The organism is Rheinheimera maricola, from assembly GCF_016918075.2.
Taxonomy (GTDB): domain Bacteria; phylum Pseudomonadota; class Gammaproteobacteria; order Enterobacterales; family Alteromonadaceae; genus Alishewanella; species Alishewanella maricola_A.
On sequence record NZ_JAERPS020000002.1, the window covers coordinates 13,663 to 40,192 of the forward strand.

Genomic DNA, 26,530 nt, shown 5'->3' on the forward strand with positions numbered 1-26,530 from the left:
AGCCGCTACCGGCAAAGAGTGGCATTGTAACAAAAAAGCCCGCATCGCTGCAGCGCTTATTCTGCGCTGAGGCGTAAAAACACCAACTCGTTAGCGGACGATTGCTCAGCGCTGAACTGATACCCTGCTAAATCAAAGTGTTTCAGCTGGCTTGCCTCAGTTATGCGCTGTTGAATAATATAACGCGCCATTAAGCCACGCGCCTTTTTGGCAAAGAAGCTGATAATTTTATACTGGCCATTTTTAAAATCTTTAAATACCGGTGTCACCAGCCGCGCATTAAGCTGTTTGGCTTTTACTGCCTTAAAGTATTCCTGCGACGCCAAATGGACCACCAAATCGCTGTCTAATGCCTGCAATTGCTGGTTTAACTTTGTGGTAATACGCTCCTGCCAGAAAGCATATAAATCTTTACCATTTGGGTTTGCTAGCTTTGTGCCCATCTCCAACCGATAAGGTTGCATTAAATCCAGCGGCCGGAGTACGCCATACAATCCACTTAGTATACGCAGGTGCTGCTGGGCAAAGGTTATATCGTCATCGGATAAACTTAGTGCGTCAATGCCCTGGTACACATCGCCGTTAAAAGCAAACAAGGCGGCCTTGGCATTTTGCTCGGTAAATGGTTGCTGCCACTGAGCAAAACGGGCGGCATTTAAGCCCGCCAGTTTGTCACTGATATGCATAAGGCTAGAAAGGTCAGCCGGTGTCAGCGTTTTACAAATATTGGCCAGCTGCTGGCTTTGCTCAAGCATTTCAGGCTGTGTAACAGTAAGGTCTTTTGCCAGCGGCTGGTAGTCAAGATCTTTGGCTGGAGAAACAAGCAACAACATAATTAATTCCGTTCGTTACAACATGATTTTATTCAAGATACACTTCAGGCAGAGCAGCAACAATCTGCTGTAGCCTCTGCTTATTGGCAGCGGTTAAACTGCAAAACTCTAATGCAGTCAATGCTGTTTTCGCTAGCGCTTTTAACGCTTTATCTGCGGGCAACTGCGCAAGAACCTGTAACAGGTTCAAGATTAAACCTGGGTTACATGGCATATACACAAAGGCCTGTCGCAACAACGCCAGCGCCTTTTTTGTGTTGGATGCCTCAGCTTCGCTCATGCCGGCCTGATTCCAATCACGGATCTGGCCTCGCAGCTTTTGCTCTTGCTGCAACAACGCTAAGGTAACCAAACGCTGACAACAGCTTAGTAAATCTATGCCAGCAACGGCGGCATCCTTAAGCTGCTTTAAATAACTATCAGCCTGCTTTTGCTCGCCTAAAGCAAAGGCCAATTTAGCCAGGTCTAGCATGGCACCGGTATCTGTGGTTGTATTGCCGCTTTCGATTACTGACAACGCCTGCTTAGCATCGGCAATATTGCCTTGCAACAGGCTAATACGCGCACGCAGCGCTTGCAGTGGGGTCTCTGTACTGGCGTTCATCAGCTTTTGCGGCATGGCAGACAGCGACTCTTGCGCTTTTTTAACCGCCGCCGGAAACTCTTTCAAACTCGCCTGCTGCGCTTGTTCCAGCTGGATGCGGCATAATGTAAAGTAGTACTCAGGCCGATCAAAACCGGAAAAACGGTACTGCTGAATCAGCTTTTGCAGATATTTGACACATTCCCCGGTCTGCGGAATTAACTGTAGCACCGCAACGCTGGCTAAATGCGCAACGACATGGCTGCTTTGCCCACGCAATAAATCCGTCAGCTGTTTTTGCGCTAATTCATACTGGCCCTGGCGTAAGTAAACACACGCCAGCCATTCCAGCGCTTCTGGTCGCACTTCATCTAGCTCAGTCAACGCCACTAAACGCGTTTCAGCTTCTTGATAGTCAGCAAGTTGCAACATGGCCACCGCCTGCCCTAACCTGGCCCAACTAAAGTCACGCTGCTGCATTACCTGATCATATAACTTCGAGGCCGCGGCGTAGCTTCCTTGGGCAAATAAGACTTCCGCCATCAAACGCAACGCCAGCAAAGACGTTGAATTCACCGCGTTGACAATCTGATCGAGTTCATATTGCGCCGTTTTCAGATCTTGCTGATGCAATGCCTGGTATACCTTGCGCATTTTACTGCGCTGGCTCCAGACTTTTGCCAGGCGTTTTTCTAACTCAACGTACGAAAAGGGCTTGAGTAAAAAACTGTCTGGGGTGCCGTGCAGTAATCCGAATACCGGCAGCCGACGAGGCTCTGCGCTGAGCAACACAAAACAACAACTGGCTTTTAGTAAGGCCTGCTGGGTAAGATCGGTAAAAAACTGCAGAGCATCCTTACCAACACCTAGCTCAAAATCCGCCAAAACAAAGTCAAAACTCTGCTTCGCCGCAAACGACATGGCCTGAGCCGCATCTGGCACAGCAGTAATATCTTCGAAACCAATTTGCTGTAGCATGCCCTTAATAGACGCGCGCACAGGCTCGCAATCTTCGAGCAGCAAGATTTTCTTGGTTTTATAAAAGCTGGCTTGGAAGATCATCAATATCCTGTGCTAATTTACACTGAAGCGAAACTACAGGTGTTACAACCTGACAAAAACACGCAATATAGTAACTTACTTTACGTCATGCAACGCCATTGTGGCCAGATTTCCGTGACAAACAGATTTTGTTGTAATATTCCTACATTAATTGCTTATTAAACGCTACATCACTAGAATGTGATCAAAAATACGGTAATAAAACTATATGAACGACTTACTAAGCCAACTTAAAGCGGTTACCACAGTAGTAGTAGATAGCGGCGATTTAACTGCCATTGAACAGTTCCGCCCGGTAGACGCCACCACTAACCCGAGTTTATTGCTAAACGCCAGCCAACTGGCCTTTGCCAAACCTATGCTGGATGGTGCTGTCGCTTATGCTAAACAGCATGCCAGTAGCGCAGCGCAGCAACTTAATCTTGCTTCTGATAAATTTGCAGTCGACGTCGGCACTGCCATAAGCAAGCTTGTGCCGGGCCGGGTATCTACTGAAGTCGATGCCCGATTATCTTTTGACACTGCAGCCACCGTAGCTAAAGCGCAGCAACTGGTCGCGTTGTATCAAGAAAACGGTGTTAGCACAGAGCGTATTTTGATTAAAATCGCCTCTACCTGGGAAGGGATCCAAGCCGCACGCCAATTAGAGCTGCAAGGCATACAATGTAACCTAACGTTGTTATTTCATATGGCGCAAGCCCGCGCTTGTGCCGAAGCAGGTGTGTATTTAATCTCGCCTTTTGTTGGCCGAATTTTGGATTGGTACAAAGCCAGCACCGGTCAGGATTACAACAGCGAGACGGACCCTGGCGTAGTCTCGGTACGCGAAATATATCGCTTTTATAAGCAGCATGGCTTTACCACCGTAGTAATGGGTGCCAGCTTCCGTAACACCGGTGAAGTATTAGCTTTGGCTGGCTGTGACCGCTTAACGATAAGCCCTGGTCTGCTGGCCGAGCTCAGCCAGATGCAGGGCCAACTCACGGTGCATTTAACCAACAACGGTGCCTCTGCTCCCCCACCGGCACAACTTACAGAAAGTGAATACCGTTTTGCATTAAACGAAGATGCTATGGCAACTGAGAAACTGGCCGAAGGCATACGTAAATTCGCAATTGACCAACGCAAACTGGAACAATTGATCCAACAGGCATTTTAATTAACGATTTATCAAGGAGTAGAGTATGTCGGGTTCCGCCGTTGCAGGCTTGGCCACACTGGCCACACAGCACATATCGTTACGTCAGGCTTTTGCTGCCGATCCAGAGCGAGCTACGCGGTTTAGCACCAGTGCTTGCGGTATCTCACTTGACTACTCGAAAAACCTGATTGATGACCAGAGCTGGCAAGCATTGCAGCATCTGGCAGAAAACAGCCCACTCAAAGCCAGCCTGCAAGCCATGTTGGATGGTGCAAAAATCAACCACACTGAGCAACGTAGCGTCTGGCATATGATGCTGCGCAAAAACGACGTTAGCGGCCTTACGCTGGATGGCGAAGATATCGGTGCAGCAATTGCTGATTGCCGCAGCAAAATGACAGCGCTAGTCAACCAGTTGCATCAGGCGCAATATATAGGCTACAACGGAAAAGCCATTACTGATCTGATCTGGATTGGTATTGGTGGCTCACTGCTTGGGCCACAAATGGCAGTAGAAGCATTAACGCCGTATCATTGCAGCCCGGTTAAATTGCATTTTGCCGGCAATATTGATGGTGCTGTGGTAACAGATGTGATTAAGAATCTCGACCCTGCCACCACCCTGGTGTTTGTCGCATCTAAATCTTTTGGCACTGAAGAGACGAAACAGAACGCACTGGCCGTGCGGCAATGGTTTACGGACCACGGCGCAGATGCCAAGGCTATTGCGCAGCATTTTTGGGCCACCTCTTCCAACATTCAAGCTGCCGCGGAATTTGGCATTATTGCCGAACATATTCTGCCGATGTGGGACTGGGTTGGTGGCCGTTATTCACTGTGGTCAGCCATCGGCTTGCCGGTAGCCCTGATGATTGGCACTCAGCATTTTGCTCAGTTGCTACAAGGCGCTGAAGCCATGGATCAGCATTTTATTAATGCCCCTTTTAGCGACAATATGCCTCTGACGCTGGCATTGTTGGGTATCTGGTACATTAACGGCTTTGGCTGCCAGGCTCAGGCATTGCTGCCTTACAGCCATTATCTACGCTTACTGCCCTCTTATGTGCAGCAGCTTGATATGGAGTCGAACGGTAAAAGCGTTGATATAGATGGCCTGCCACTCACGGATGCTACTGCTCCGGTAATTTGGGGCGATGCCGGCACCAATGGTCAGCATGCGTACCATCAGTTGTTACACCAAAGTGCGCTGGCTGTGCCGGCTGATTTTATTCTGCCGTTAAATCCTGCTCATGGCTTAGCAGACCATCACCAGCGCTTAGCCGCCCACTGCTTCGCGCAAACGCAAGCGTTAATGCAGGGTAAAACGCTACAAGAAGCCACTGAGGAATGCCTGGCTGGCGGTATGACACCTGCACAAGCCAAGGCACTGGCACCGCATAAGGTATCGCCAGGCAACAAGCCGAGTAATACCTTGCTGCTGCCTGAATTATCTCCGTATTACGTTGGTGCACTTATCGCATTGTACGAGCATAAGGTGTTTTGTCAGGGCGTGTTGTGGCGGTTAAATTCGTTTGATCAATGGGGCGTTGAGCTGGGTAAACAGCTATCAGGCCCAATTTATCAGGCATTGGCAGGCCAAGATGCCAGTAAACTGGACAGTTCTACACAAGCATTAATTCAGGCGTTTTTGCAGCAAAAAAAATAGTGCGTTGGCGTTAACTTGTCATAGTGTTGTCACTTAGATGTTTTATTTTCAGGAAAAGTGTGGTAAATCCTTTGTTGAAAATAACAACAACACTCAGAGAGGCCAAACTATGGAAAGCTTCGAAGACTTACTGAATATGTTGGAACGCCCAGCCGCCAAACCTCGTGCGGTTAAGCGTAAATGGCGCGAAATAGAACACTTGAAAGAACGTCATCGCTTAAAAAAGGAGTTAAGCGACATTGATTGGACTATTGAACCTGAATTAGCCGAGATCGAATTATAAAAAACGCCCGCTGACAACAGCGGGCGTTTTTTGTTTTTAATATCAGCTAAAGCTGCCAGTTAAGTGGAATTTTTCCCTGCTTAACCAGTAGCTCATTTGCCTGTTTAAAATGGCCACAGCCAAGAAAGCCGCGGTGTGCAGACAGCGGTGACGGATGCGGTGCTTCCAGCACATAGTGCCGCTGTCTGTCGATTAGCCGGCCTTTTTTCTGGGCATGCGAGCCCCAAAGTAAAAATACAATACCCTGGCACTGGGTATTTATTTGCGCTATCACCTGGTCGGTGAACTGTTCCCAACCTAAATGCCGATGCGAATTAGCCTGTGTTGCCACAACGGTAAGTACGGTATTTAGCAGTAATACTCCTTGTTTCGCCCAAGCCTCCAAACAACCATGAGATGGGATTTGGAAGTCTGCGTACTCCAATGCCAATTCTTTATACATATTTTGCAGTGACGGCGGCACCCGCACACCATGGCGCACTGAAAATGCTAGTCCGTGCGCCTGGTTTGGCCCGTGATACGGATCCTGCCCCAGGATCACCACTTTCAGATTGTCCAGTTCGGTAAGCTTAAACGCATTAAACACATCGGCCTCAGGCGGATAGATCACCTGCCCGGCCAGCCGTGCTTGCTTAATCTGTTCCTGTGTCTGGACAAAATACGGCTGAGCCCTCTCCTGCCCTAACAGTTGCTGCCATGACATTAAATCTGCTCCAGCTTTAACAGTTCTTGCTGTAACACGGCAAAGTCGGCCGGAATATCTTTACTTAGTCCTTGCTCAGCAGCACATCGCGCTAATGCTTCAGGCAAGGCGATGGGAGTACCGAGGATATTTTCCACCTGTTCTTTAAATTTGGCCGGATGAGCAGTACCAAGAAAAATACCAAACTCACCTGGCTGCAAACTGCGTTTCAATGCTTTGTATGCAACTGCTGCATGTGGCTCGCTTAAATAACCCAGCTGAGACAACTGCCGTACACCCAGCACGGTATCATCTTCATCTACCATCACCGCTTCAATAGCATCGCGGCCAATTACACCTTGCGCTAGTAGCGCTTCAACCCGTGGCCAATTATTTGGTGCGGCGACATCCATTGCATTGGATAACGTGGCCACAGTGGCTTTTGGCTGCCAATCGCCACTGCGCCAATAGCGCGGCACGGTATCATTGGCATTTGTCGCCGCTACCATGCGTTTAATTGGCAAGCCCAGCGTTTTTGCGATTAAACCTGCGGTTAAATTGCCAAAATTACCACTGGGCACAGCGATAACTACCTGGTCTCGTTTATCGACAGGTACTTGCGCTAATGCTTCAAAGTAATAACAAATTTGGGCAAACAAGCGGCTGATATTTATTGAGTTTGCTGAGTTTATGCTAAGTTTTTCCACCAACTCCTGATGATCAAACACTTGCTTTACCAGTGCCTGACATTGATCAAAATCGCCATCTACTGCCAGAGTGGTAATATTTTCACCCAAGGTGGTAAACAGTTTTTCCTGCAGCGGGCTTATCTTGCCTCTAGGAAATAAAATCACCACCTGCACACCAGGTTGGCGGTAAAACGCATGCGCAACGGCTGCGCCGGTATCACCAGATGTTGCAGTAACAATGGTTGTTTTCTTGCCAGCTTGCGCTTTGGCCAACGCCTGCGCCATAAAGCGGCCGCCAAAGTCTTTAAACGCCAGTGTCGGGCCATGGAACAGCTCCAGACACATAGCATCATTCGTTACTGGCACAAGCGGCGCAGGAAAGGTAAAAGCATTGCTGAGCATCGTGCTAATCTCGGCCGGACTTAGCTCATCACCAATTAATGCCTGAAAAATAGTGCTACTGCGCTCAACCAATGGCATATCTAACAGTGCATTGATGTCCAGTTTTGGCCAACTGGTAGGAAAAAACAGCCCTTGCTCACGCCCCAGGCCCTGACGGACCGCTTGTAAAAAACTCACCTGTTCACCAGGTACTTTAATATTAGTTAACAACATGTTTTCGTTCCTACAGCGCCCGGGCGCCGGCTAATGACAAGCGACAAATTTGTGTGATCGCGTCCTGATTTTTTTCATAGTGCCGTGATAAATAATCCGCAGCAAGCTGAGCCTCTGCATCGCTCCGGCACAAGGCAAATAGCGTTGGACCCGCGCCAGAAATACCCAGATGCAAAATACCCTGCTCAGCCAGAGCAGCTCGCAGGGTGGGTAATTCCGGCAGCAACACGGTACGGGCCGGTTCAGCTATCAAGTCTTGTAGTGCCGCGGCAGCATCTGCCTCATCTTTGGCATACATCGCGCTGACAAAGCGGCTCAACATGCCCGCAAAAGCGATGCCGTGCGCTAAGCCTAGTTGCTTGGGCAATACGGCGCGTGCAGCCTTGGTTGACAATACCGTGCCAGGGTAACTTAGCACCACGCGCCAATGCTCAAACCAAGGCAGGCTGCGGCATATCGTCGAGCTTTGCGGCAACATCAACTGCAGACCACCCAAGTAAGACGGTGCGACATTGTCGTAGTGTACACTGCCGCTAACACCACCTTCAGCTTGCGCCATTAGCTGCAGCAGTTCAGTTTGCGATAACGGCTGACCAAAATAATCATTAAAGGCATACAAGGCTACTACGATAGAGCAAGCACTCGAGCCCAAGCCGCTGCCGACAGGTAAATTTTTATGCAAACGCAGCGCCAGACGCGGCAAAGTGCGGCCTAGCTTTTGCTCAAAAGCGTAGTAGCAGCTTAGCACCAGATTGTCAGCGCTGTTTCGTGGCAACTGATGCACATAACGACCGACAATATCCAGGCTAAGCTCGGCTTGTTCGCCAAGAATATCGAGTACATCACCAAACAACTCGGCATTTAACGGCTCAAAGGCTGCACCTAACAGGTCAAAACCAACAGAAAAATTGCCAGTAGAGGCTGGCGCATAGTAGCGTTTCAGGTAATCAAGCGTTGTAACTTCAGAATAATGCTGCATAGTTATTACACCTGTTGCTGCCAGCCAAGCGTGCGCATAATGTCACTGAACACGCCAGCGGATGTTACCGCCGCGCCAGCGCCATAACCACGCAGCACAAAAGGAATAGGCTGATAGTACCGGGTATGAATGGCCAGGGCGTTCTCACCGTCTTTCACCTTCGCCAACGGATGTTCAGTATCCAACGCTTTAATCGCCACCTTACATTTGCCATGTTCAATTTCACCGATATAGCGCAATACCTTACCTTCCGCTTTAGCGGCAGCAACGCGCTTGGCAAAGGCGTCATCCAGCTGTGGCAGACTGGCGATAAACTCATCAATACTCGCATTCGCAGCAAAGCCGACAGGTAATACTGACTCTACTTCTACATCACTCAGCTCCAGCGTCATGCCGGCTTCACGTGCCAAAATCAACAATTTTCGCGCTACATCCATACCAGACAAATCATCGCGCGGATCCGGTTCGGTAAAGCCCAGAGCCTTGGCTTTTTTTGTCACCTCGGACAAGGCTACGCCTTGCTCCAGCTCACCAAACATATAGGATAAAGAGCCGGATAAAATACCTTCGAATGCCAGCAACTCATCGCCAGCGTTCAGTAGGCCTTGTAGCGTGTCAATTACCGGTAAGCCAGCACCAACAGTGGTTTCGTACAAAAAGCGCCGACGATTTTGCTGCGCCAACTGTCGTAGCTGCTGATAATAAGCAAAAGAAGCGGTATTGGCTTTTTTGTTTGGCGTTACCACGTGAAAGCCAGCCGCCAGAACATCAGCATATTGCGCTGCGACCTGTTCAGAGCTAGTGCAGTCAACCAGTACCGGATTGGTGAGATGTTGTTGCTGAGCAAACTGGCTAAGCGACGCTACCGAGAACGGCGCCTTGGCAGCGGCTAACTGTAACTGCCAGTTGGATAAATCAATGCCTTCGCTGTGCAACAGTGCCACTTTGCTGTTAGCAATACCGTATACGGTGAGTTTTACTTGCCGGCTGTGCAAAAAGGCTTGTTGGCGCTGAATTTGTGCCAACAACTCACTACCGACGACACCGCAACCAATCAGAAACACGTCGATACTGGGAATATGGCTGAAGAAATTTTCATGACAGACTTTAACGGCATTCTTACAGGCGGCCTGTTCAATAACGGCAGAAATAGAGCGCTCGCTACTGTCTTGCGCAATGGCCACCACATTAACCCGCGCTTGAGCCAGCGAGGCGAAAAACTTTGCTGCCACCCCGCGGTGCTGACGCATGCCATCACCGACCAGGCTAACAATGGCCATGTCCGATAAAATGCTGAGTTCACGCAGCAAACCGGTTTGCAGTTCAAGCTCAAATTCTTGTTGCAGCGCTTTTTTTGCCGCAGCCAGGTGCAACTGTGGCACACAGAAACTGATACTAAATTCAGATGATGACTGAGTAATTAAGCTGACTGAAATGTGCGCTCTGGCCATAGAGGCAAACACCCGGCTGGCCATACCTACCACCCCTTTTAAACCCGGCCCGGACACCGTGATCAGTGCCAAATGCTCCAGGCTGGAAATACCTTTTACCAGTGCGTCTCCTTCGCCATTGTTGTCAATGCAGGTGCCTGGTGCCGCTGGATTCAGCGTGTTTTTTATGTAACAAGGGATATTGTAACGTGCCAACGGACCTATGGTTTTAGGGTGCAATACCTTGGCACCAAAATAAGACAACTCCATCGCTTCATCATAAGAAAGCTTGTCAATTAGCTTGGCATTTTTTACTTGTCGCGGGTCAGCACTGTATACGCCGTCAACGTCTGTCCATATCTCACAGGCCGCTGCGCGAATGCAGGCTGCAACAATAGCACCGGAATAATCTGAACCGTTGCGGCCCAACAAACAGGTTTCGCCCTGAGCATTGCTGGAAACAAAACCGGCAATCACATACACCTTTGCACTATCACTGGCGATAGCATGCTGCAAGGTTTGCTCAGAAGCAGCAATATCGGCAGTGGCATTTAAGTAATCGCCGCTACTTTTCACCAGCTTGACGGCGTCCAGTGCAATAGCCTGTACCTGTTTGGCATTTAACAACGCCGTCATCAACGCTACGCTAAATTGCTCTCCCAGCCCCAAGATCTGCGCTTTAATGTGATCAGGGCAATGCCGGAGTAATTGAATGCCGGTCAGCTGCGCCTGTAATTGTGTTAGCTGTGCCTGCATTACCTGCTGCACAGCGTCGAGCTTAACCTCATCAAACAGCTGTTTGGCTTCGGCTAACAGCGTCTGATAACGAACAGATAGCTGCTGCAGCAAAGTACTAAAGTCTGAGCCCAGATAAGCTAAATCGGTTAGCTCAACCAGGGTATTAGTCACGCCCTGTGGTGCCGACAACACCAGACATACACGCTCGGCAGCGCTAAGTTGCTGCACTATCGTTGCTACCCCGGCAAAACGGTCAACTGACGCCAGCGACGAACCGCCAAATTTGAGCACCCTCATGTTAAAACTCCTTGCGCAATGATTACGGTAATGGTCAGTTATCGCGACACTTGGTTTAGTTTGTTTCAGCCCTGAACAACAGAGCAAAAAAAAGACCCGTGCCATTTGAGGTCACGGGTCTTTTTCAGACAACACACCGCCGACCTCCTACCCCGAAGGGTTGGTGGTAATAATAATCGTGGTGAGTACAGTCGTTTTTATTTTCATCGGGCTTACTATGCACAGACTTGTAGACGTCTGTCAACGGCTAATTATGGCCGTCACATCACTTTATCTTTTTAATCGCCGCCTCAAGCCCTGGCTGATAAGCAACCGCACGGTTCCGTCCCTGACGTTTGGCACTGTACAGCGCAGTGTCGGCATATTGTATTAACTCGTCAACCGTTTGCTCAGTATAACTCACCACACCGATACTCACTGTGGCCTTAATACCCTGCTGATTAAATACCATTTTATGCTGCGCTACCTTATCGCAAATCCGGTTGGCAACTTGCATAGCCCCGGTTAGACCGGTTTCTGGCAAAATGATACCAAACTCTTCACCACCGTAACGCCCCAACAGGTCAGTATCACGTAGTAATGACGCAATAACCTTGGATAGTTCAATCAGCACAAAGTCACCTCCCAGATGACCATAGTGATCATTCAAATCTTTAAATTTGTCCAGGTCGAACAGTAATAACGATAGTGGATGTTGGTAACGCTGCGCACGCTGAATTTCATAACCCAGCTGCTGCTGCCAATAGTGCCGGTTAAATACGCCGGTAAGACCATCTGTGCGATTTGCTTGTTCTAGCTGCACCACGCTTTGCTGCAGTTGCTGTTGGTAGACGTAAGCGTCGGTTGCATCTTCAATCAACAACACAATATAGCGTGACATACCATCAGGCGCGGTTAACGGCAGCATGCTGCAGTTTTGCGCCATATAACGACTGTCACTACTTAACGGCCTTAAATGAGGAAGTTTGATAATATACTGCCGCTGCTCCCAACTACTGAAAGCCGGTACTTGCAAATTTAACACGCTGTCGAATTTGCGTCTCAACCAGGCCAGGGGCAAATCGGTAAACACCTTGTCGATAGGTTGGCCTTGAACTTTTGCCAACTCTATATCGGCACGCCTGGCGATAAATTGGTTAAAAAACACCACATGATATTGCGCATCCAACACCACTACCCCGGTGTTTATTTGGCTTAGCAGTGGATGAAGTAGCCAATCTAGTTGCATCAAAAGTCTGCCAGAATGCTATCCAATATTTGCCTTAAGCGCAGTACGGCTTCTCCGGGAATCAGCAGGATCATGTCACAGTCGAAACTAAAATCGGTAAGCTGATAACGAATATCCACCTGTAGCGCTAGCTGCCATTGCTCGGCACTATAAGCTAATTTTTGGCCAAAATTATCATCACGACTTGAAATAATACGCGGCGCTGCATAAGAGAAACTGTTTTCCAGCTGTTCTGCCAAGCCATTCAGAAACGTGGTGGTCAACACCGAACTAATATCAGTAAGCATCTCAGCCTCAGAGGCTGAATCATCGCTGTAACCAAGCAACTGGGCAATAACACCAACGTTATCCAGCTGGTACAACATGATAGTCTCACCACGTAAACCTGAGTCACCGAAGAAGCCCAGGCTGACCAAGGTTGCACACTGCTGTTGATAGCGGCTGGCAAAATGCTGTGGCAACTCTGCAGCATCGACCAGTGCTATAGCCGGCACTTGCAGATGAACAAAGGTGTCAAGATAACGCGCCAGCTTGTCACTTGCCTGGCCCATAGCGACATTGATCAGTTCTTGCAGGCAATCACGCTGCAGCTCGCTAAAAGCTAAATCTGTCATATTAACCCGTACTTGTGCATCACTTCGCTGAGTTTCTCGGCACTCGCCGGCTTTCTAACAAAAGCAAGCGCACCTAGTTCCATCACTCTTTTTTGCATTTCCGGCTGAATATCTGCCGATACCACGATAACCAAACAATCCATCGCATCAGCTTTAATCGCTTCTAGCACACCTACACCGTCGAGCTCGGGCATCGTCAGGTCAAGAAACACTAACCCCACTTCTTGCGACCTGAGGATTGCCAACGCCTCCATACCATTGCTGGCAGTAACAATATCTGCATCAAATTCTGCTGGTAAAGATTTCTTCAGCTGATTGCGGGCGAGTAAAGAGTCATCACATATTAACGCGGTCAAAGCCATGAACTGCAGCCTGTCTAATTATTGTTTATGAGCAAAAATAGGTTAAAAAATATATACAGGGTGTCACTATAAAGCAATATCTGAGCTATAAATAGCTGACATAGTACGTTGCTGGTAGCGTTAACATTTCACTGGCCTATTTTCAAAGCAGCGGTTATTCGTTATGGTAGTGATATAACGCTATTACATGTATCGGCATTCAAGGTTAATTCATGCAGCATAAAAGCTTATCCCGTAAGCTCCTCACCAAAGTATTGTCAGTTTATTTTATTCTGACTTTTGTGGTGACATTGGGCCAGATTGTTGCTGAATACTTTAATACTAAAAACCATATAAATGGTGAACTGGAAACACTGCAACAAACTTTTTCAGGCAGCCTGACCAGAGCCATATGGGAGCTCAATACCCAACAAGCGTTAATAATCGCAGACGGATTGCTCGCTATACCGGCTATTGAAGGTATTATTGTCCGCGATGACAGCGGTGCGGTAATCACCCAGTTGGGCCGCTACATCGATATTCAGCAACGTTTCAGCACACAACTGGTAAGAGAAGGTGTGCGCCTGACTGAACAACAATCCGGTATTTTTGGTTACACCTTCCCACTTATATTCGAGTTTTCCGGCCGGGCAACACAGGTAGGTGATGTCACACTGTTCTCCAGCAGGGCAGTGGTTATCGATAGGATCAAGATTGGCATTTATTTCCTGGTGGGTAATGCCATGTTGAAAACGACCTTTCTGATCCTGCTATTTTTAATGGCATTTCGTAAGCAACTTACCATCCCCCTAACAGAGCTAACGCAACAAATTGAAGATTTGGAGCTGGATCAGCTTGACGGCGCCAGAGTTGAAATACAACACGGCGACACCTCAGAACTCAGCGTAATGGCCGATGCCTTTAACCGCTTAATTGGCCGCGTGCAAGATTACAAACACCAGCTGGAAACAACTCAAAAGCAATTGATGCTGTCTAACGAAAAGCTTGATCAGCAAAACTTGATGCTGGAACAGGAGGTTGCACGCAAAACGTCAGGCCTGAGCCAGGCCATGATGGATTTACAACAACAGAAACAAGAGTTGGAAGTAAAACAACAAAGCCTGCGCGAAGAAATAGAACGGCGCCGCCATACTGAAGACGCCCTGCGCAGTAAGCAAACCGAACTGGAAAAAATTGTTGATGATTTAAAACAAGCGCAAGACCGCTTAGTACAATCAGAAAAAATGGCCGCATTAGGCGGGCTGGTAGCCGGCATCACGCATGAGGTAAACACACCGGTAGGGATTGGAGTTACTGCAACCAGTTTTCTGGCAGAAAAAATTAATGCCCTGGAGCTGGCTTACAACGATAAAACATTGTCGCCCAAGGTACTGGAGCATTTTATTGAGGAAGCAAAACAAGGTTCTGAGCTGCTGCAGTCTAACCTGGTTCGGGCATCAGAACTGATTGCTAGCTTCAAACAAATAGCCGTTGACCAAACCAGCGAAGCCATTCGAACTATTAATCTGGCGGAGTATCTGCATGAAGTAATACGCTCATTGCAGCCTAACTTTAAAAAAACCAAACATCAGATTGAGGTTAATTGCCCAGACAGCATAATATTAAGTTGTCCGGCTGGCGCTATTTCACAGATTTTCACTAATTTGTTAATGAACTCTTTGATCCATGGTTTTGAAGACCTACAGGAAGGTTTAATCCGCATTACCGTGCTGGACGAAGACGAAAACGTCGATATTAAATACAGTGATAATGGTAAAGGTCTGCCACCTGAACAGTTAGAAAAGCTATTTCATCCGTTTTTTACTACCAAACGCGATCAAGGCGGCAGTGGCTTAGGTACGCATATCACCTACAATTTGGTACGACAAACACTGGGCGGCAGTATTCAGGTTAGCAGTGAGCCGGGCAATGGTCTGCATTACCATATCTGCTTTCCAAAAAATCTGAAAATCTCTGGTTGAATAACGTTATACTTCCTGCCCGGAAGATTGGTTTAGAGTGAGTTATGTGGTTTAAAAATGTACGAGTTTACCGGCTGAGCGCAGCGCTAAGCCTTGATGTAGCGCATTGGGAGCAAGCGCTGGCCGAATTTAGATTTGCGCCGCTAACGGCGCATGAAGCCGTAAAAACTGGCTTTAGCTTTCCGTTACACCAAAGTATTAAGCAGTACTGTCACGCTTGTGACAATTTACTGTTTTTTGCCGTGAAGCGCCAAGAGAAGATATTGCCCGCTGCTGTAATCAATGAAGAAATGCAGCCTAAGATTGAAGCATTAGAACAAGAAAAAGGCCGACCATTAAGCCGCAAAGAAAAACAAAGCCTGAAAGAAGAATTGCAGCAAAGTTTACTACCACGTGCTTTTAGCCGCTCGTCACTAACACAAGGTTACTATGACTCTGCCAAGCAATGGCTGGTAATTAACACCAGTAGTGCTAGCAAAGCAGAAGATATATTGGCACTACTGCGTAAAGCACTGGGGTCATTGCCGGCGCTCCCCTGGCTAGATAACCATAAATTAAGTGCACAATTACAATTATGGCTACAAAATAAAGCGTTACCAGAAGGCTTTGCTCAAGGCCACGACGCTGAATTAAAAGCCCCGGATGAAGAAGGTGCTAAGGTTAAATTCAGTAATCACCTACTGACCACTGACGATGTACAGAGCCACTTGCAGGATAAATTGGTCACTAGCATCAGTTTGCAACAACATGAAGGGCTGGCGCTGCAGATTACCGATGATGGTGCAGTTAAGCGGCTGAAATTTAGTGACGTGATAACCAGCCAAAATGATGAGTTGGGCTGGGACGACCTGCAAGCCAGGCTGGATGCAGATCTGCTGTTAATGACCGCATCTCTAACCTCTGCACTTAGTGCTATTGGCCAGCAACTACTCCCTGAGTAGCAACATTAACACTCACGCCCTTTAGCTGAAAATGGCACGAACATCCTGATATACCGCTTGGATATCAGGGTGTTGCATAAAATCTTCCTGAGGCACCAACTGCAGTGTTACATAGTGCTGCAACAGTTTTTTCTGTAACGCTTTATCGGCATAACCGTCTCTGGCAATAACCGCCAGGCGAATGAAGTCAGTATAGCCCGGCCCCGGGCGTTGCGGCTGTATCTTACGCCATGTCAATGCCGTCTGATGAAACTCTTCACCAAAACCCCAAGCTTGTAATATGCGCACACTCACATCAGCGGACAAACTTTGCGCCAAATGCTGTAAAAAACGCGGATCACCCAACAGCTCTTGCTCACGCTCTGCCTCGGCAACTATAGGCAGTGCACCAATATTATGTACCAATGCAATTAGTGTTAACACGTCTTTATTTAAACCACTACGTGCTTCGTGGCGGTTATAGTGGCTAAGGCATGCCACAGCAGTACTGGCAACTTGAATGCTATTGTGCCACAACGTGTCTAACTGCTGTTGTACCTGCTTATGTTTTGATAAGAACACCTGCTCCAATGCCATAGCAATAGCAATGTTGCGTATTTGGCTCAAGCCAATACGTGTTACGGCTTGATTTAACGTTGATACTTTAATAGAGCGCCCCATAAAAGCGCTGTTAGAAACCTTTATCATACGCGCTGCCAAAGCCGGGTCTTGTGCAATCACATCAGCCATATCAAGCAAACTAACGTCTGAATCGCCAGAGCGCTGTCTAACTTTAAGGGCAATGTCAGGCAAAGTTGGTAGCACCAGCTTATCGTGTTGGATTTTATACTGAAGAATATCAAGCAATTGCTGTTGAGCAGACATACAGTACCTTTTAAAATGTAAACTTAACGATTGCCTTCTACCGGCTCATTTGTTGCAACAACAGGTAAAATTAACTCTAACAGCGCGCTGCAGCGCGATTTATCATGTTTATTTGCTGCAATTTCCAGCTGTCCGGTTAATTGAGTTAATTCAGGATAGCCCATACTGCCAGCGCTGCCCTTTAAGCTGTGTGCAGCAAAGGCTAACTGTTGCCATAACTCAGCAAGAAAAAACTGCTCCAGTTCGGTATACAGTGCAGGTAACTGCTGTGCGAATAGCTTCTTTAGTGCCTGCATCTGTGGATCCTGCTCTAGTTGTTGTTCAAATGAGCTGGCAGCTGTTGCGATTTCTGCACCGTATTTAGTCAGTAGTTTTGCTAATTCGGCATGATTAACCGGCTTAGCCAGCAGCCCCTGACAACCTGAATGCTTGTAACGCTCAGAGTCTTCTGCCATCACATTCGCCGTAACGGCAATAATCGGCGTAGTGATACCAGCATGACGAATTAACTTTGTTGCCTCTTCCCCGCCCATTAGTGGCATTTGCATATCCATAAAAATCAGATCGAAATCTTCTGCCAGGGCACGCTCAACAGCGCTATGACCATTATCTACCAATACACAGCTGGCATTGGCTTTATCCAGCATAAGCTGCAGTAACAACTGATTATCAGGATTATCTTCTGCTACCAGTATATGCAGCTTTTCTTGCTCTGCAATCTCAGTAACCATAGCAGGTTGTTGCAACTCTTTGTGATAAGACTCAACCAGTTCAATTTTATGTGCACTGCAATCAAATAATAATTCAAAACAACTGCCGATACCTTTTACGCTCTCTACTTGAATATCTCCCTGCATTTGCTGCATCAGCTTTTTCGAGATACACAAGCCCAAGCCGGTACCACCAAAATGCCTGGTCACGGTCGCATCAGCCTGCACAAATGGCTGAAATATGCGGCTTAATTCAGTGGCTGACATGCCAATACCGGTATCTTTAACTTTAATACTCAAACGTTTTGCAATCTGGTCATATGAAACCGTTATGACAATTTTACCTTTTTGGGTAAATTTAACCGAGTTACTGGTCAGATTTAGTAACACTTGGCGAAAACGCAGCACATCGTTATATAGTAGTAACGGCAGTGGAAACTGCCACTCTAAGTGGCAAGATAAACCTTTGGCTTCAGCCTGGCTGCGGGTTAATTGAAATACATCGTCAATTAACGCCAGACAGTTAAAATTTTCTGGCTGTAATTCTAACTTTTCGGCTTCAATCTTAGATAAATCCAAAATATCGTTAATCAGCCCTAATAAATGATCACTGCTTTTTAATACCCGTTGTAAATAATTCTGCCGTTTTACAGCGTCAACTTCTGTTTGGGCTTGCTCAGAAAAGCCAATAATAGCCGTTAGTGGGGTTCTGATTTCGTGACTCATATTGGCCAGAAACACACTTTTTAGCCGGTTTGCCTGCTCTGCAGTTTCGCGGGCCAGAATCAGCTCTTGGTTCGCTGCTGCTAAATCGTCATTAGCACGCGCCAAATCCTGGGTACGTCGTAATACTTTGTCTTCCAGCTGCTGTTTATAGGCACGTTCACGTTCGCGATAAACTCTAAGCTGGCGTACCATGACGTTAAATGCGGCGAACATATCGCCGAGTTCATCTTGCTTTACTACCTCTAACAGCGTTGATAGATCGCCCCGCCCTACTGCAGTTTTCGCCGCAGTAAGCTGTTTTATTGGTTCAAACACGTTACGTATTAACAACCAGTAAACCAGTAGCGGCAATATCAGACAAACCAATATTGTCATAAGCAGCAAAACAGTAGACAGCAGTCTTTGCTGACGGTACAACTCGCTTTCATCCAGCCCATACAGTAATTGAAAGGTGCCGGGTAAACTTTTACCCAGTAATAGTCGCGTTTGCCCCAACAACATTACCGGGCTAAGCTCTGTTGCATCAATACTTTGCTGTATCGACCTGAAATTTGTCGGCGCAAAAGCACTACCGATCAGTGCAGGATTATCTGAAAAAGTTACCGTAGCCGCTTTACTAATCAACAACGTAACGCTGTTTGGCGTATGGTGATAATTAACCACTTCTGCCAGTAAGTTAGGCTTAACGACCGCCACTAAATAGCCCCACATGCGACGCGACTCAGTTACAGAGCCGGCGTACAACTTATAAGCAAAAAATAACTGCAAGGAATTGGTATCGCTGTCCGGCGCTAAAAAGTAGCCGGCTTCATCAACCATGGCCTGCAATGATGAAAAATACTCATTTCGAAAGCGATTGGGGATTGAGGAAAACTCTTCTTTTATCGGTATTTGGGTTTCATAGTCGCCGTTTAACTTAACCAGCTTAAGTGCGGTAAGTTGGGCTTCACTCTGCATAAACTGGCTAAGCTGTTGCTGCAAACTACTGAGAGAATTTTCATTGGGTTGTCGAATATGCTGTTGCAACAGAGGACTATTGGCCAGCATTTTCAATTGCGTTTGTTGCAGCTGCAGAAAGCTTGTTAGTTGAGTTTGGTGCTTATGCAGTGCCTGCTCAGCAGTAAAATAGGCCTCCTGCTGCAGGTGCTGTTTGCTGAACTGATACGCCAGATAACCAAACGCCATCACTGGCAAAACCAGCAATGGCAACATATAAGCAACTAAAGTCTCGCGTAGCCTCATCCTTGTCCTGTACTACGGGGGCAGGCTTAACCTGCATGTAAACGTGCGTTACAGCATACCGAGCGCAGTACAAAGCGACAAGTACTAGTTTACATCAGCCTGATATAGCGTTTTTATCCAACGCTCTTCAGTGATAAAGCTCCAATGCCAGCTCTTCCACTGCTCGCCCAGCCCCTTGTCGACTGCCTGCTGTTCGCTGAAGCCAGCTGCTTTGTAGCCCTGAACAATGGCTAATGTCGCCAGCATCATATCCAATGAGCGTTGCACACCGGCTTTATCGGTAAGTTGACCATGACCTGGGATTACTTTCGTTTGCTCATTTAGCATGCCTATTAGTGTGCGCGTGTTGTTGATGTAGCCTTGTACTGAGCCCCCATTGTTAGTATCTATATAGGGAAAGCGGCTTTCAAATAGTAAGTCGCCAAAATGCACCGTATTGGCCTGCTCAAACCAAACCACGACATCACCATCGGTATGGCTGGGTGGCATATAAACTAAGCGCACTGTCTGGCCATTTAGATGCAGGGTTAGCTGGTCGGTAAAAGTAGTATTAGGCAAACCACTACGTGGAAAATTACTGTCCTGCGATAAGCGACTAAGCACATTTTGATGGGCAATAATATCGATACCAGCACCAAGTGTACTGTTGCCACCAACGTGGTCGCCATGCAAGTGGGTGTTTACCAACATGGTTACACCTGCAGAGGCGCCAAGTTGCGCCAATTTGGCACTAATTTTATCGGCCAGTTCCGCAAACTGCGAATCAACCAGCAGTACCTTATCAGCGTTAACAAGGGTGGCCATATTGCCACCGGCGCCCGACAGCATATAGAGGTTCGGGGCCAGCAGAGTTTCCTGAACTTGCACGTCCTTAAAACGGTCGGCCTGTGACGGGGTAGCCAGCAGCAACAATGCCAGCATGATGGTTATTGTCAGTTTCATTACGTCTTTTCTCCGGATAATGTTGGCTAACATGGTCGCGTCAATTGACTAACACTTACACTAACATTACGGTTGGGGTAACGAAATAGCTCATAACATGAAAAAGCCGGCAACAGCCGGCTTAATTGAGCACTTGATCAGTATGCGTGTTAAATAATTTTATTTTGCTGCCAAAATTTTTCTTTATCCAAACGCTTCTGCCTTTTTTCACAAGGCTTGTCACAATCACAGGCTTTCTCGATACCAATTTCACCCAAACCACCACAACTGCCGGCTATAGTTTTACGCTGTACCAGATAGCCAATCGCCATAGCCAGGATCACCAGCAAGAACAAACCGAAGGTAAATAAAAAAATAGTCATGCTTACTCCGCTATTCGGTTAAATAAGGTTTAAAGGCCGATGATGTTAGCTCGGTAAAACCGACATCAGTTTTTTGTACCAGCAATACGGCTAACTGATGCTGCTCGGCAAATGCTATTGCATCGTCGGCGGCCATAACATTCAGTGCTGTTGCATAGCCATCAGCAGTCATACAGGATGGATGCAGCACAGTAACCGACACCGTCCGATTACTAATTGGCTTGCCGCTACGCGGGTCAAGTAAATGGGAATAGCGCACACCGTCTTCTTCAAAATAATTGCGATAATCGCCTGACGTCGCTACGCCGATATCACCCGGCACTAAAATCCGCTGGGTGGCACGCTCGGTGGTTAATGGCTTTTCAATCGCGATTTTCCAAGGCTTACCATCGGGTTTCGCTCCCTTTAAACGCATCTCACCACCAATTTCCACCAGGTAATTAACAATGCTGTGCTGCTCAAGTATAGCGGCTACTTGATCAACACCAAATCCTTTCGCAATGGGTGATAAGTCAACTGCTAATGTCGGCTCAGCTTTGTACAAGCCTTCCGAACTGAGTTGCAGCTTGTCATAACCCACTGCCGCGCGTGTTTGCGCGATGATTGCAGGCTCTGGCGCCTGCGTTATACGGCCACGAGCGCCAAATCCCCACAGCTCAACCAGAGGCCCTACAGTAACATCCAACGCACCTTGAGTTTGCTCTGCTATACGCAGAGCTTCAAGAACAACGGTACGGGTTTGTGTTGAAACAGGAAAAACTGTAGCCGCGCTGTGACGATTGAAACGCATAAGCTCTGAATCAGGCCGGTAAGTCGACATTAGGTCGTTGACGAGCTCTAACTCAGTCTCAATTTTTTTTTGTAACGCGTCACTATCAACCATGTTAGCGCTATAAAATTTAACAACATAGTAAGTGCCCATGGTATTGCCATTTAACTGGTATTGTTCCGTTACCGGTTTAGCAGGGCTGCAAGAAACTAAAATGGCCAGCGTAAAAAAAGCCAGCCAATTTTTTAGCAGAGAAACGCGAAACATAAGAAATCCTGATAGCAAAAGGGGCAACCTGTTATGTTGCCCCTCCGGTTTACTGTTTTTGTTAGCCGCCGAAGTCGTCTAACAAAATGTTGTCATCTTCTACGCCAAGATCTTTCAGCATATTGATGACGGCTTTGTTCATCATCGGCGGACCGCACATGTAAAACTCACAGTCTTCCGGTGCTTTGTGGTTTTTCAGGTAGTTTTCATAAATAACGTTATGAATAAACCCGGTATAACCAGACCAGTTGTCCTCTGGCTGCGGATCAGACAGCGCTACATGCCAGGTAAAATTATCATTTTCTGCCGCAAGCATGTCGAAATCTTCTACATAGAACATTTCGCGTTTAGAGCGTGCACCATACCAAAAGGTAATTTTACGCTTCGATTTTAACCGGCGCAGTTGGTCGAAAATGTGTGAACGCATTGGCGCCATACCTGCACCACCACCGATAAACACCATCTCAGCTTCGGTTTCCTTGGCAAAGAACTCACCAAACGGACCTGAAATTGTGACTTTATCGCCCTCTTTCAGGCTCCAGATGTACGATGACATTTTACCGCAAGGCAATGTCAGGTTATTTGGTGGCGGCGTAGCAATACGCACGTTCAACATGATAATGCCTTCTTCTTCCGGGTAGTTCGCCATTGAGTAAGCGCGGATTGTTTCCTCGTCTACTTTCGACTCCAGGCTAAAGAACTTGAAGCGCTCCCAATCGCCACGGTATTGTTCAGGGATTTCAAATTCCTTGTATTTAACGTGGTGAGCTGGTGCTTCAATCTGAATGTAACCACCGGCGCGAAACGGCACTGACTCGCCATCAGGGATTTGCAGCTTCAGCTCTTTAATAAAGGTAGCTTTGTTATCATTTGAGATAACCGCACAATCCCACTTTTTGATGCCGAAGATTTCTTCTTCAACTTCAATGCTCATGTCGGATTTTACATTTACCTGACAGGATAAACGACAACCTTCGCGCGCTTCACCTTTAGTAATGTGGCCAAGTTCTGTTGGCAAAATTTCACCACCGCCAGCATGCACGTGTACACGGCACTGACCACAAGAACCACCGCCGCCACAAGCTGACGACAAGAAAATACCGTTATCCGCCAGCGCACCCAATAACTTGCCACCGGCTTTAGTTTTAATGGCTTTAGCTGGATCGCCATTGATACTGATAATGATGTCACCGGCCGCAACCAACTTAGATTTAGCTACCAAAATAATGATAACCAAGGCCAGCACCACCAGGGTAAACATCGCAACGCCAAGAAATATATCTACGTTTTCCATCTTGTGTTCCCTTACCTCTTACAGTGATACGCCAGAGAATGACATAAAGCCAAAGCCCATCAAACCCACCATCAAGAAAGTAATACCCAGACCACGTAAACCGTGTGGAATGTCTGCATATTTTAACTTCTCACGAATACCCGCCAACAGCGTAATAGCTAACATCCAGCCGATACCACTACCCAGACCAAATACCACGCTCTCGCCGAAGTTGTAGTCACGCTCAACCATAAAGGCTACCGCACCAAAGATGGCACAGTTAACGGTAATCAACGGCAGGAAGATACCCAGAGCGTTATACAGCGCCGGGAAAAATTTATCTAAGGTCATTTCCAGGATTTGTACCAACGCGGCAATAACGCCGATATAGGTTAAAAAGCCCAGAAAGCTTAAATCTGCCTCAGGAAAACCTGCCCACGCCAATGCACCCGGCGCCAGCAAATTCTGAAATACTAAATTGTTTACTGGTACTGAAATACCCAGAACCACAACAACAGCAACACCCAAGCCAAAGGCAGTGGTAATTTTTTTCGATACGGCAATAAAGGTACACATACCGAGGAAGAAAGACAGCGCCAGGTTTTCAATAAACACCGCGCGGATAAACAAACTTATATAATGTTCCATCTATTAGTTCCTTATGCCTTCTCGACTTGTTCAGTACGGAAGGTACGCAGTATCCAGATAAAGCCGGCAATGATAATAAAGGCACTAGGCGGCATTAGCAGCAAGCCCATTGGCTGATACCAGCCACCGTCTTTAACCAAAGGCAGAATTTCAATGCCAAACACCGTACCTGAACCACCCAGCTCACGGATAAAAGCCACTGTCATCAGCACTACGCTGTAGCCTAAGCCGTTACCGATACCGTCTAAAAAGCTGATACCCGGTGCGCTTTTCATTGCGTATGCTTCAGCACGACCCATTACGATACAGTTGGTAATGATCAAACCAACAAATACTGACAGCTCTTTTGCCACATCATAAGCGAAGGCTTTCAATAGTTGGTCTACCACTATTACCAATGACGCGATAATGGTCATCTGCACAATAATGCGCACACTTGAAGGAATATGGTTGCGGATTAAGGAGATAAAAAAGTTAGAGAAAGCCGTTACCAAGGTAAGTGCTATACACATTACCAGGGCTTTATCCATCTTCGTAGTTACCGCCAGGGCTGAACAGATACCCAGTACCTGCAGCGCTATCGGGTTGTTAGCAAACACCGGCCCAAACAGGACGGTTTTGATTTCTTTTGCATTAGCCATTGTTTAATGCTCCATCACGCACTTTAGCCAGGAATGGGGCAAAACCCTTAGCACCTGCCCAAAAATCAAAAGTGTATTGCACGCCATTGCTGGTTAACGTTGCACCAGACAACCCGTCAACTTCAAACGCAGAGTCAGGGCTGGCATTACCCGGCTTAACTACTTTAATTGCTGGTTCACCAGAGGCATCCAGTAGCTTCTTACCTTCAAACTGGGCCACCCATTTCGGGTTCTGCACTTCGCCACCTAAACCAGCAGTTTCACCTTGCTCATAGTAGTTAAGGCCTTTAATGGTAGTGCCATCAGCACCTAAAGCCAAAAAGGCATGCATGGTTGACCAAAGACCATAGCCGTGAACCGGCAACACGATTGCAGATAATTCGCCTGACGCTACACCATTCTCGTAAGCCAGATAGACCGGGGCTACTTTAGCTCGGGTTTTAATTGATGCTAAGTCCTCTTCACCGCTTAACCGTACACTTTCATCAGGGCTTTTCATGAACTTGCGATAATCATAGTTTGCCGGCTTTTCGACAAACTCACCGCTGTCCATATCAACAAAACGCTCTTCAATGTGCTTGCTGTACAATTCAGAAATGTTGCCACCAGTCAATAAACCGGTAACCGCCAGTACGTTTTTCTGCGAATCTAATAGCTTATTCGCGTTTTGCTGCGGCCGTAATTGCACTGCCGCAGTCGATACGATAATCGCACAGACTAAACATAGCGAGATGACTACGATCAGCGTTTTGCTGATGCTATCGTTATTACTAGACATTACGTGCCAGCCTCCGTTTGATGTTGGCCTGAGCCACGAAGAAATCGAACAATGGTGCAAACAAGTTTGCAAATAATATGGCTAACATCATACCTTCCGGATAAGCCGGGTTAGCGACACGGATCATCACTACCATAAAGCCAATCAGAATTCCGTAAGCCCATTTACCGCCGTCGGTGAAAGATGCCGATACCGGGTCTGTTGCCATAAAGAACATACCAATAGCAAAACCACCCAACACCAAGTGCCAGTGCCACGGCATAGCAAACATTGCATTCGATTCAGAACCGATAGCATTGAACAGATAAGCAGTTAACACCATACCGACCAACACACCAGATACGATGCGCCACGAGGCAATACGGAAGTAAATTAGTGCTAAACCACCAATTAACAACGCCAGTACTGAGGTTTCACCCACTGAGCCTGGAACAAAACCGTAAAATGCATCCAGCCACTGTTGCGAACTGGCTGCCCAGCTGTAATCCAAATCACCCGATGCGGCTTTACTCAACCAGGTTGCACCTGAGTAACCATCTGCTACTGTCCACACTGCATCACCGGAAATTTGTGCCGGGTAAGCAAAGAACAGGAAAGCACGGCCAGCTAGAGCAGGGTTTAAAAAATTACGACCAGTACCACCAAACACTTCTTTGGCAACCACAATACCGAAGGTAATACCCAGCGCAACCTGCCACAGTGGAATGGTCGCAGGCAGAATTAAGGCAAACAGGATAGAGCTGACGAAAAAGCCTTCGTTTACTTCATGCTTACGCACTGAAGCAAACAATACTTCCCAAAAACCGCCAACAACAAACGTTACCGCATAAATAGGCAGGAACCAAACCGCGCCGTACCACATTTTGCTGCCCCAGCCGGAATCGACGGTAAGTTCACCGCCAAGTAGCTGGTAAATAGCAACCTGCCAGGTATCCGGCGTGCCAAAACCCGCTTGCAGGGCAATAACGGCCTGATGACCAATGTTGTACATACCGAAGAACAATGCCGGGAACAAGGCCAGCCAGACAAAGATCATGATACGTTTTAAGTCGATACTGTCACGCACGTGAGTACCGTTTTTCGTAACCAGACCTGGGGTATACAGCACAGTAGCAATAGCTTCGTACAGCGCATACCACTTTTCATATTTACCGCCTTTCTCGAATGACGGCTCAATGCGCTCTAAAAAATGCTTTAAACTCAT

Annotated in this window: 24 protein-coding genes; 5 read left to right on the forward strand and 19 right to left on the reverse strand. The window is 47.3% G+C overall.

What is annotated here, in order from left to right:
• Nucleotides 1-56: 56 nt before the first annotated feature.
• On the reverse strand, nucleotides 57-833 hold the full coding sequence (gene yaaA, locus I4W93_RS05760; protein WP_205309286.1) for a peroxide stress protein YaaA: 777 nt from the start codon (nucleotides 831-833) through the stop codon (nucleotides 57-59).
• 28 nt (nucleotides 834-861) lie between these two features.
• Nucleotides 862-2,478, reverse strand: a complete 1,617-nt coding sequence (locus tag I4W93_RS05765; protein WP_205309287.1) for a hypothetical protein — start codon at nucleotides 2,476-2,478, stop codon at nucleotides 862-864.
• 208 nt (nucleotides 2,479-2,686) lie between these two features.
• Here I4W93_RS05765 and tal point away from each other — a divergent pair, with 208 nt between their 5' ends.
• The 3 genes from tal to I4W93_RS05780 all read left to right on the forward strand — a co-directional run bounded on the left by tal (nucleotide 2,687) and on the right by I4W93_RS05780 (nucleotide 5,568).
• Nucleotides 2,687-3,637, forward strand: a complete 951-nt coding sequence (gene tal, locus I4W93_RS05770) for a transaldolase (RefSeq protein ID WP_205309288.1) — start codon at nucleotides 2,687-2,689, stop codon at nucleotides 3,635-3,637.
• 25 nt (nucleotides 3,638-3,662) lie between these two features.
• Nucleotides 3,663-5,285 carry a glucose-6-phosphate isomerase gene (gene pgi / locus I4W93_RS05775; protein ID WP_205309289.1) on the forward strand — a complete coding sequence of 541 codons (1,623 nt, stop codon included), beginning with the start codon at nucleotides 3,663-3,665 and terminating at the stop codon, nucleotides 5,283-5,285.
• A gap of 109 nt (nucleotides 5,286-5,394) precedes the next feature.
• Complete coding sequence (locus tag I4W93_RS05780) at nucleotides 5,395-5,568, forward strand: DUF3545 family protein (protein ID WP_205309290.1); 174 nt, start codon at nucleotides 5,395-5,397, stop codon at nucleotides 5,566-5,568.
• 46 nt (nucleotides 5,569-5,614) lie between these two features.
• Here the strand turns inward: I4W93_RS05780 and ung are convergent, their stop codons facing one another.
• From ung to I4W93_RS05815, 7 genes are all read right to left on the reverse strand, one after another.
• A complete protein-coding gene (ung, locus tag I4W93_RS05785; protein ID WP_205309291.1) occupies nucleotides 5,615-6,271 on the reverse strand; it encodes a uracil-DNA glycosylase in 657 nt (218 codons plus the stop codon).
• Complete coding sequence (gene thrC, locus I4W93_RS05790) at nucleotides 6,271-7,554, reverse strand: threonine synthase (protein ID WP_205309292.1); 1,284 nt, start codon at nucleotides 7,552-7,554, stop codon at nucleotides 6,271-6,273. Before thrC ends, ung begins: the two co-directional genes overlap by 1 nt.
• 10 nt (nucleotides 7,555-7,564) lie before the next feature.
• Nucleotides 7,565-8,533: a homoserine kinase gene (thrB, locus tag I4W93_RS05795; RefSeq protein WP_205309293.1), complete on the reverse strand. Its 969-nt coding sequence runs from the start codon at nucleotides 8,531-8,533 to the stop codon at nucleotides 7,565-7,567.
• 5 nt (nucleotides 8,534-8,538) lie between these two features.
• Complete coding sequence (gene thrA / locus I4W93_RS05800) at nucleotides 8,539-10,998, reverse strand: bifunctional aspartate kinase/homoserine dehydrogenase I (protein WP_205309294.1); 2,460 nt, start codon at nucleotides 10,996-10,998, stop codon at nucleotides 8,539-8,541.
• A gap of 265 nt (nucleotides 10,999-11,263) precedes the next feature.
• Nucleotides 11,264-12,226 (reverse strand): sensor domain-containing diguanylate cyclase, encoded by a 963-nt coding sequence (locus I4W93_RS05805; RefSeq protein ID WP_205309295.1) that lies wholly within the window; start codon nucleotides 12,224-12,226, stop codon nucleotides 11,264-11,266.
• Nucleotides 12,226-12,840: a chemotaxis protein gene (locus I4W93_RS05810; protein ID WP_205309296.1), complete on the reverse strand. Its 615-nt coding sequence runs from the start codon at nucleotides 12,838-12,840 to the stop codon at nucleotides 12,226-12,228. Before I4W93_RS05810 ends, I4W93_RS05805 begins: the two co-directional genes overlap by 1 nt.
• Nucleotides 12,837-13,202 carry a response regulator gene (locus I4W93_RS05815; RefSeq protein WP_205309297.1) on the reverse strand — a complete coding sequence of 122 codons (366 nt, stop codon included), beginning with the start codon at nucleotides 13,200-13,202 and terminating at the stop codon, nucleotides 12,837-12,839. Before I4W93_RS05815 ends, I4W93_RS05810 begins: the two co-directional genes overlap by 4 nt.
• 212 nt (nucleotides 13,203-13,414) lie before the next feature.
• Between I4W93_RS05815 and I4W93_RS05820 the strand changes: the two genes are divergently transcribed.
• Both I4W93_RS05820 and I4W93_RS05825 read left to right on the forward strand, forming a co-directional pair.
• A complete protein-coding gene (locus I4W93_RS05820) occupies nucleotides 13,415-15,163 on the forward strand; it encodes a sensor histidine kinase (RefSeq protein ID WP_205309298.1) in 1,749 nt (582 codons plus the stop codon).
• Between the two features lie 44 nt (nucleotides 15,164-15,207).
• Nucleotides 15,208-16,104: a recombination-associated protein RdgC gene (locus I4W93_RS05825; protein WP_205309299.1), complete on the forward strand. Its 897-nt coding sequence runs from the start codon at nucleotides 15,208-15,210 to the stop codon at nucleotides 16,102-16,104.
• Nucleotides 16,105-16,125: 21 nt separating this feature from the next.
• Here the strand turns inward: I4W93_RS05825 and I4W93_RS05830 are convergent, their stop codons facing one another.
• The 10 genes from I4W93_RS05830 to I4W93_RS05875 form a co-directional block, all read right to left on the reverse strand.
• Nucleotides 16,126-16,968, reverse strand: coding sequence for an HDOD domain-containing protein (locus tag I4W93_RS05830; protein ID WP_205309300.1), 843 nt, complete (start codon nucleotides 16,966-16,968; stop codon nucleotides 16,126-16,128).
• Between the two features lie 23 nt (nucleotides 16,969-16,991).
• Nucleotides 16,992-19,646, reverse strand: coding sequence for a hybrid sensor histidine kinase/response regulator (locus I4W93_RS05835; protein ID WP_205309301.1), 2,655 nt, complete (start codon nucleotides 19,644-19,646; stop codon nucleotides 16,992-16,994).
• Between the two features lie 84 nt (nucleotides 19,647-19,730).
• Nucleotides 19,731-20,588 (reverse strand): MBL fold metallo-hydrolase, encoded by an 858-nt coding sequence (locus I4W93_RS05840; protein WP_205309302.1) that lies wholly within the window; start codon nucleotides 20,586-20,588, stop codon nucleotides 19,731-19,733.
• A gap of 149 nt (nucleotides 20,589-20,737) precedes the next feature.
• Nucleotides 20,738-20,950, reverse strand: a complete 213-nt coding sequence (gene nqrM, locus I4W93_RS05845; RefSeq protein WP_205309303.1) for a (Na+)-NQR maturation NqrM — start codon at nucleotides 20,948-20,950, stop codon at nucleotides 20,738-20,740.
• Between the two features lie 10 nt (nucleotides 20,951-20,960).
• Nucleotides 20,961-21,986, reverse strand: a complete 1,026-nt coding sequence (locus I4W93_RS05850) for an FAD:protein FMN transferase (RefSeq protein WP_205309304.1) — start codon at nucleotides 21,984-21,986, stop codon at nucleotides 20,961-20,963.
• 61 nt (nucleotides 21,987-22,047) lie between these two features.
• Nucleotides 22,048-23,280, reverse strand: coding sequence for an NADH:ubiquinone reductase (Na(+)-transporting) subunit F (nqrF, locus tag I4W93_RS05855; protein WP_205309305.1), 1,233 nt, complete (start codon nucleotides 23,278-23,280; stop codon nucleotides 22,048-22,050).
• Nucleotides 23,281-23,298: 18 nt separating this feature from the next.
• On the reverse strand, nucleotides 23,299-23,907 hold the full coding sequence (gene nqrE, locus I4W93_RS05860; protein ID WP_205309306.1) for an NADH:ubiquinone reductase (Na(+)-transporting) subunit E: 609 nt from the start codon (nucleotides 23,905-23,907) through the stop codon (nucleotides 23,299-23,301).
• An 11-nt stretch (nucleotides 23,908-23,918) separates the two neighbouring features.
• On the reverse strand, nucleotides 23,919-24,548 hold the full coding sequence (locus I4W93_RS05865; RefSeq protein ID WP_205309307.1) for an NADH:ubiquinone reductase (Na(+)-transporting) subunit D: 630 nt from the start codon (nucleotides 24,546-24,548) through the stop codon (nucleotides 23,919-23,921).
• Entirely contained in the window at nucleotides 24,541-25,326 is a 786-nt protein-coding gene (locus tag I4W93_RS05870) for a Na(+)-translocating NADH-quinone reductase subunit C (protein WP_205309308.1), read from the reverse strand. The genes I4W93_RS05865 and I4W93_RS05870 overlap by 8 nt, the downstream gene beginning before the upstream one ends.
• Nucleotides 25,319-26,530, reverse strand: a complete 1,212-nt coding sequence (locus tag I4W93_RS05875; RefSeq protein ID WP_205309309.1) for an NADH:ubiquinone reductase (Na(+)-transporting) subunit B — start codon at nucleotides 26,528-26,530, stop codon at nucleotides 25,319-25,321. Before I4W93_RS05875 ends, I4W93_RS05870 begins: the two co-directional genes overlap by 8 nt.

Bases quoted from the DNA above. Each gene is read 5' to 3' on its own strand.
- I4W93_RS05875 (WP_205309309.1), bottom strand. From the start codon at position 26,530: ATGAGTTTAAAGCATTTTTTAGAGCGCATTGAGCCGTCATTCGAGAAA.
- thrC (WP_205309292.1), bottom strand. From the start codon at position 7,554: ATGTTGTTAACTAATATTAAAGTACCTGGTGAACAGGTGAGTTTTTTA.
- thrB (WP_205309293.1), bottom strand. From the start codon at position 8,533: ATGCAGCATTATTCTGAAGTTACAACGCTTGATTACCTGAAACGCTAC.
- yaaA (WP_205309286.1), bottom strand. From the start codon at position 833: ATGTTGTTGCTTGTTTCTCCAGCCAAAGATCTTGACTACCAGCCGCTG.
- I4W93_RS05765 (WP_205309287.1), bottom strand. From the start codon at position 2,478: ATGATCTTCCAAGCCAGCTTTTATAAAACCAAGAAAATCTTGCTGCTC.
- I4W93_RS05840 (WP_205309302.1), bottom strand. From the start codon at position 20,588: ATGAAACTGACAATAACCATCATGCTGGCATTGTTGCTGCTGGCTACC.
- nqrF (WP_205309305.1), bottom strand. From the start codon at position 23,280: ATGGAAAACGTAGATATATTTCTTGGCGTTGCGATGTTTACCCTGGTG.
- nqrE (WP_205309306.1), bottom strand. From the start codon at position 23,907: ATGGAACATTATATAAGTTTGTTTATCCGCGCGGTGTTTATTGAAAAC.
- I4W93_RS05825 (WP_205309299.1), top strand. From the start codon at position 15,208: ATGTGGTTTAAAAATGTACGAGTTTACCGGCTGAGCGCAGCGCTAAGC.
- tal (WP_205309288.1), top strand. From the start codon at position 2,687: ATGAACGACTTACTAAGCCAACTTAAAGCGGTTACCACAGTAGTAGTA.
- I4W93_RS05820 (WP_205309298.1), top strand. From the start codon at position 13,415: ATGCAGCATAAAAGCTTATCCCGTAAGCTCCTCACCAAAGTATTGTCA.
- thrA (WP_205309294.1), bottom strand. From the start codon at position 10,998: ATGAGGGTGCTCAAATTTGGCGGTTCGTCGCTGGCGTCAGTTGACCGT.
- I4W93_RS05815 (WP_205309297.1), bottom strand. From the start codon at position 13,202: ATGGCTTTGACCGCGTTAATATGTGATGACTCTTTACTCGCCCGCAAT.
- nqrM (WP_205309303.1), bottom strand. From the start codon at position 20,950: ATGACTATTTTTTTATTTACCTTCGGTTTGTTCTTGCTGGTGATCCTG.
- I4W93_RS05835 (WP_205309301.1), bottom strand. From the start codon at position 19,646: ATGAGGCTACGCGAGACTTTAGTTGCTTATATGTTGCCATTGCTGGTT.
- I4W93_RS05780 (WP_205309290.1), top strand. From the start codon at position 5,395: ATGGAAAGCTTCGAAGACTTACTGAATATGTTGGAACGCCCAGCCGCC.
- I4W93_RS05850 (WP_205309304.1), bottom strand. From the start codon at position 21,986: ATGTTTCGCGTTTCTCTGCTAAAAAATTGGCTGGCTTTTTTTACGCTG.
- I4W93_RS05830 (WP_205309300.1), bottom strand. From the start codon at position 16,968: ATGTCTGCTCAACAGCAATTGCTTGATATTCTTCAGTATAAAATCCAA.
- ung (WP_205309291.1), bottom strand. From the start codon at position 6,271: ATGTCATGGCAGCAACTGTTAGGGCAGGAGAGGGCTCAGCCGTATTTT.
- I4W93_RS05810 (WP_205309296.1), bottom strand. From the start codon at position 12,840: ATGACAGATTTAGCTTTTAGCGAGCTGCAGCGTGATTGCCTGCAAGAA.
- I4W93_RS05870 (WP_205309308.1), bottom strand. From the start codon at position 25,326: ATGTCTAGTAATAACGATAGCATCAGCAAAACGCTGATCGTAGTCATC.
- I4W93_RS05865 (WP_205309307.1), bottom strand. From the start codon at position 24,548: ATGGCTAATGCAAAAGAAATCAAAACCGTCCTGTTTGGGCCGGTGTTT.
- I4W93_RS05805 (WP_205309295.1), bottom strand. From the start codon at position 12,226: ATGCAACTAGATTGGCTACTTCATCCACTGCTAAGCCAAATAAACACC.
- pgi (WP_205309289.1), top strand. From the start codon at position 3,663: ATGTCGGGTTCCGCCGTTGCAGGCTTGGCCACACTGGCCACACAGCAC.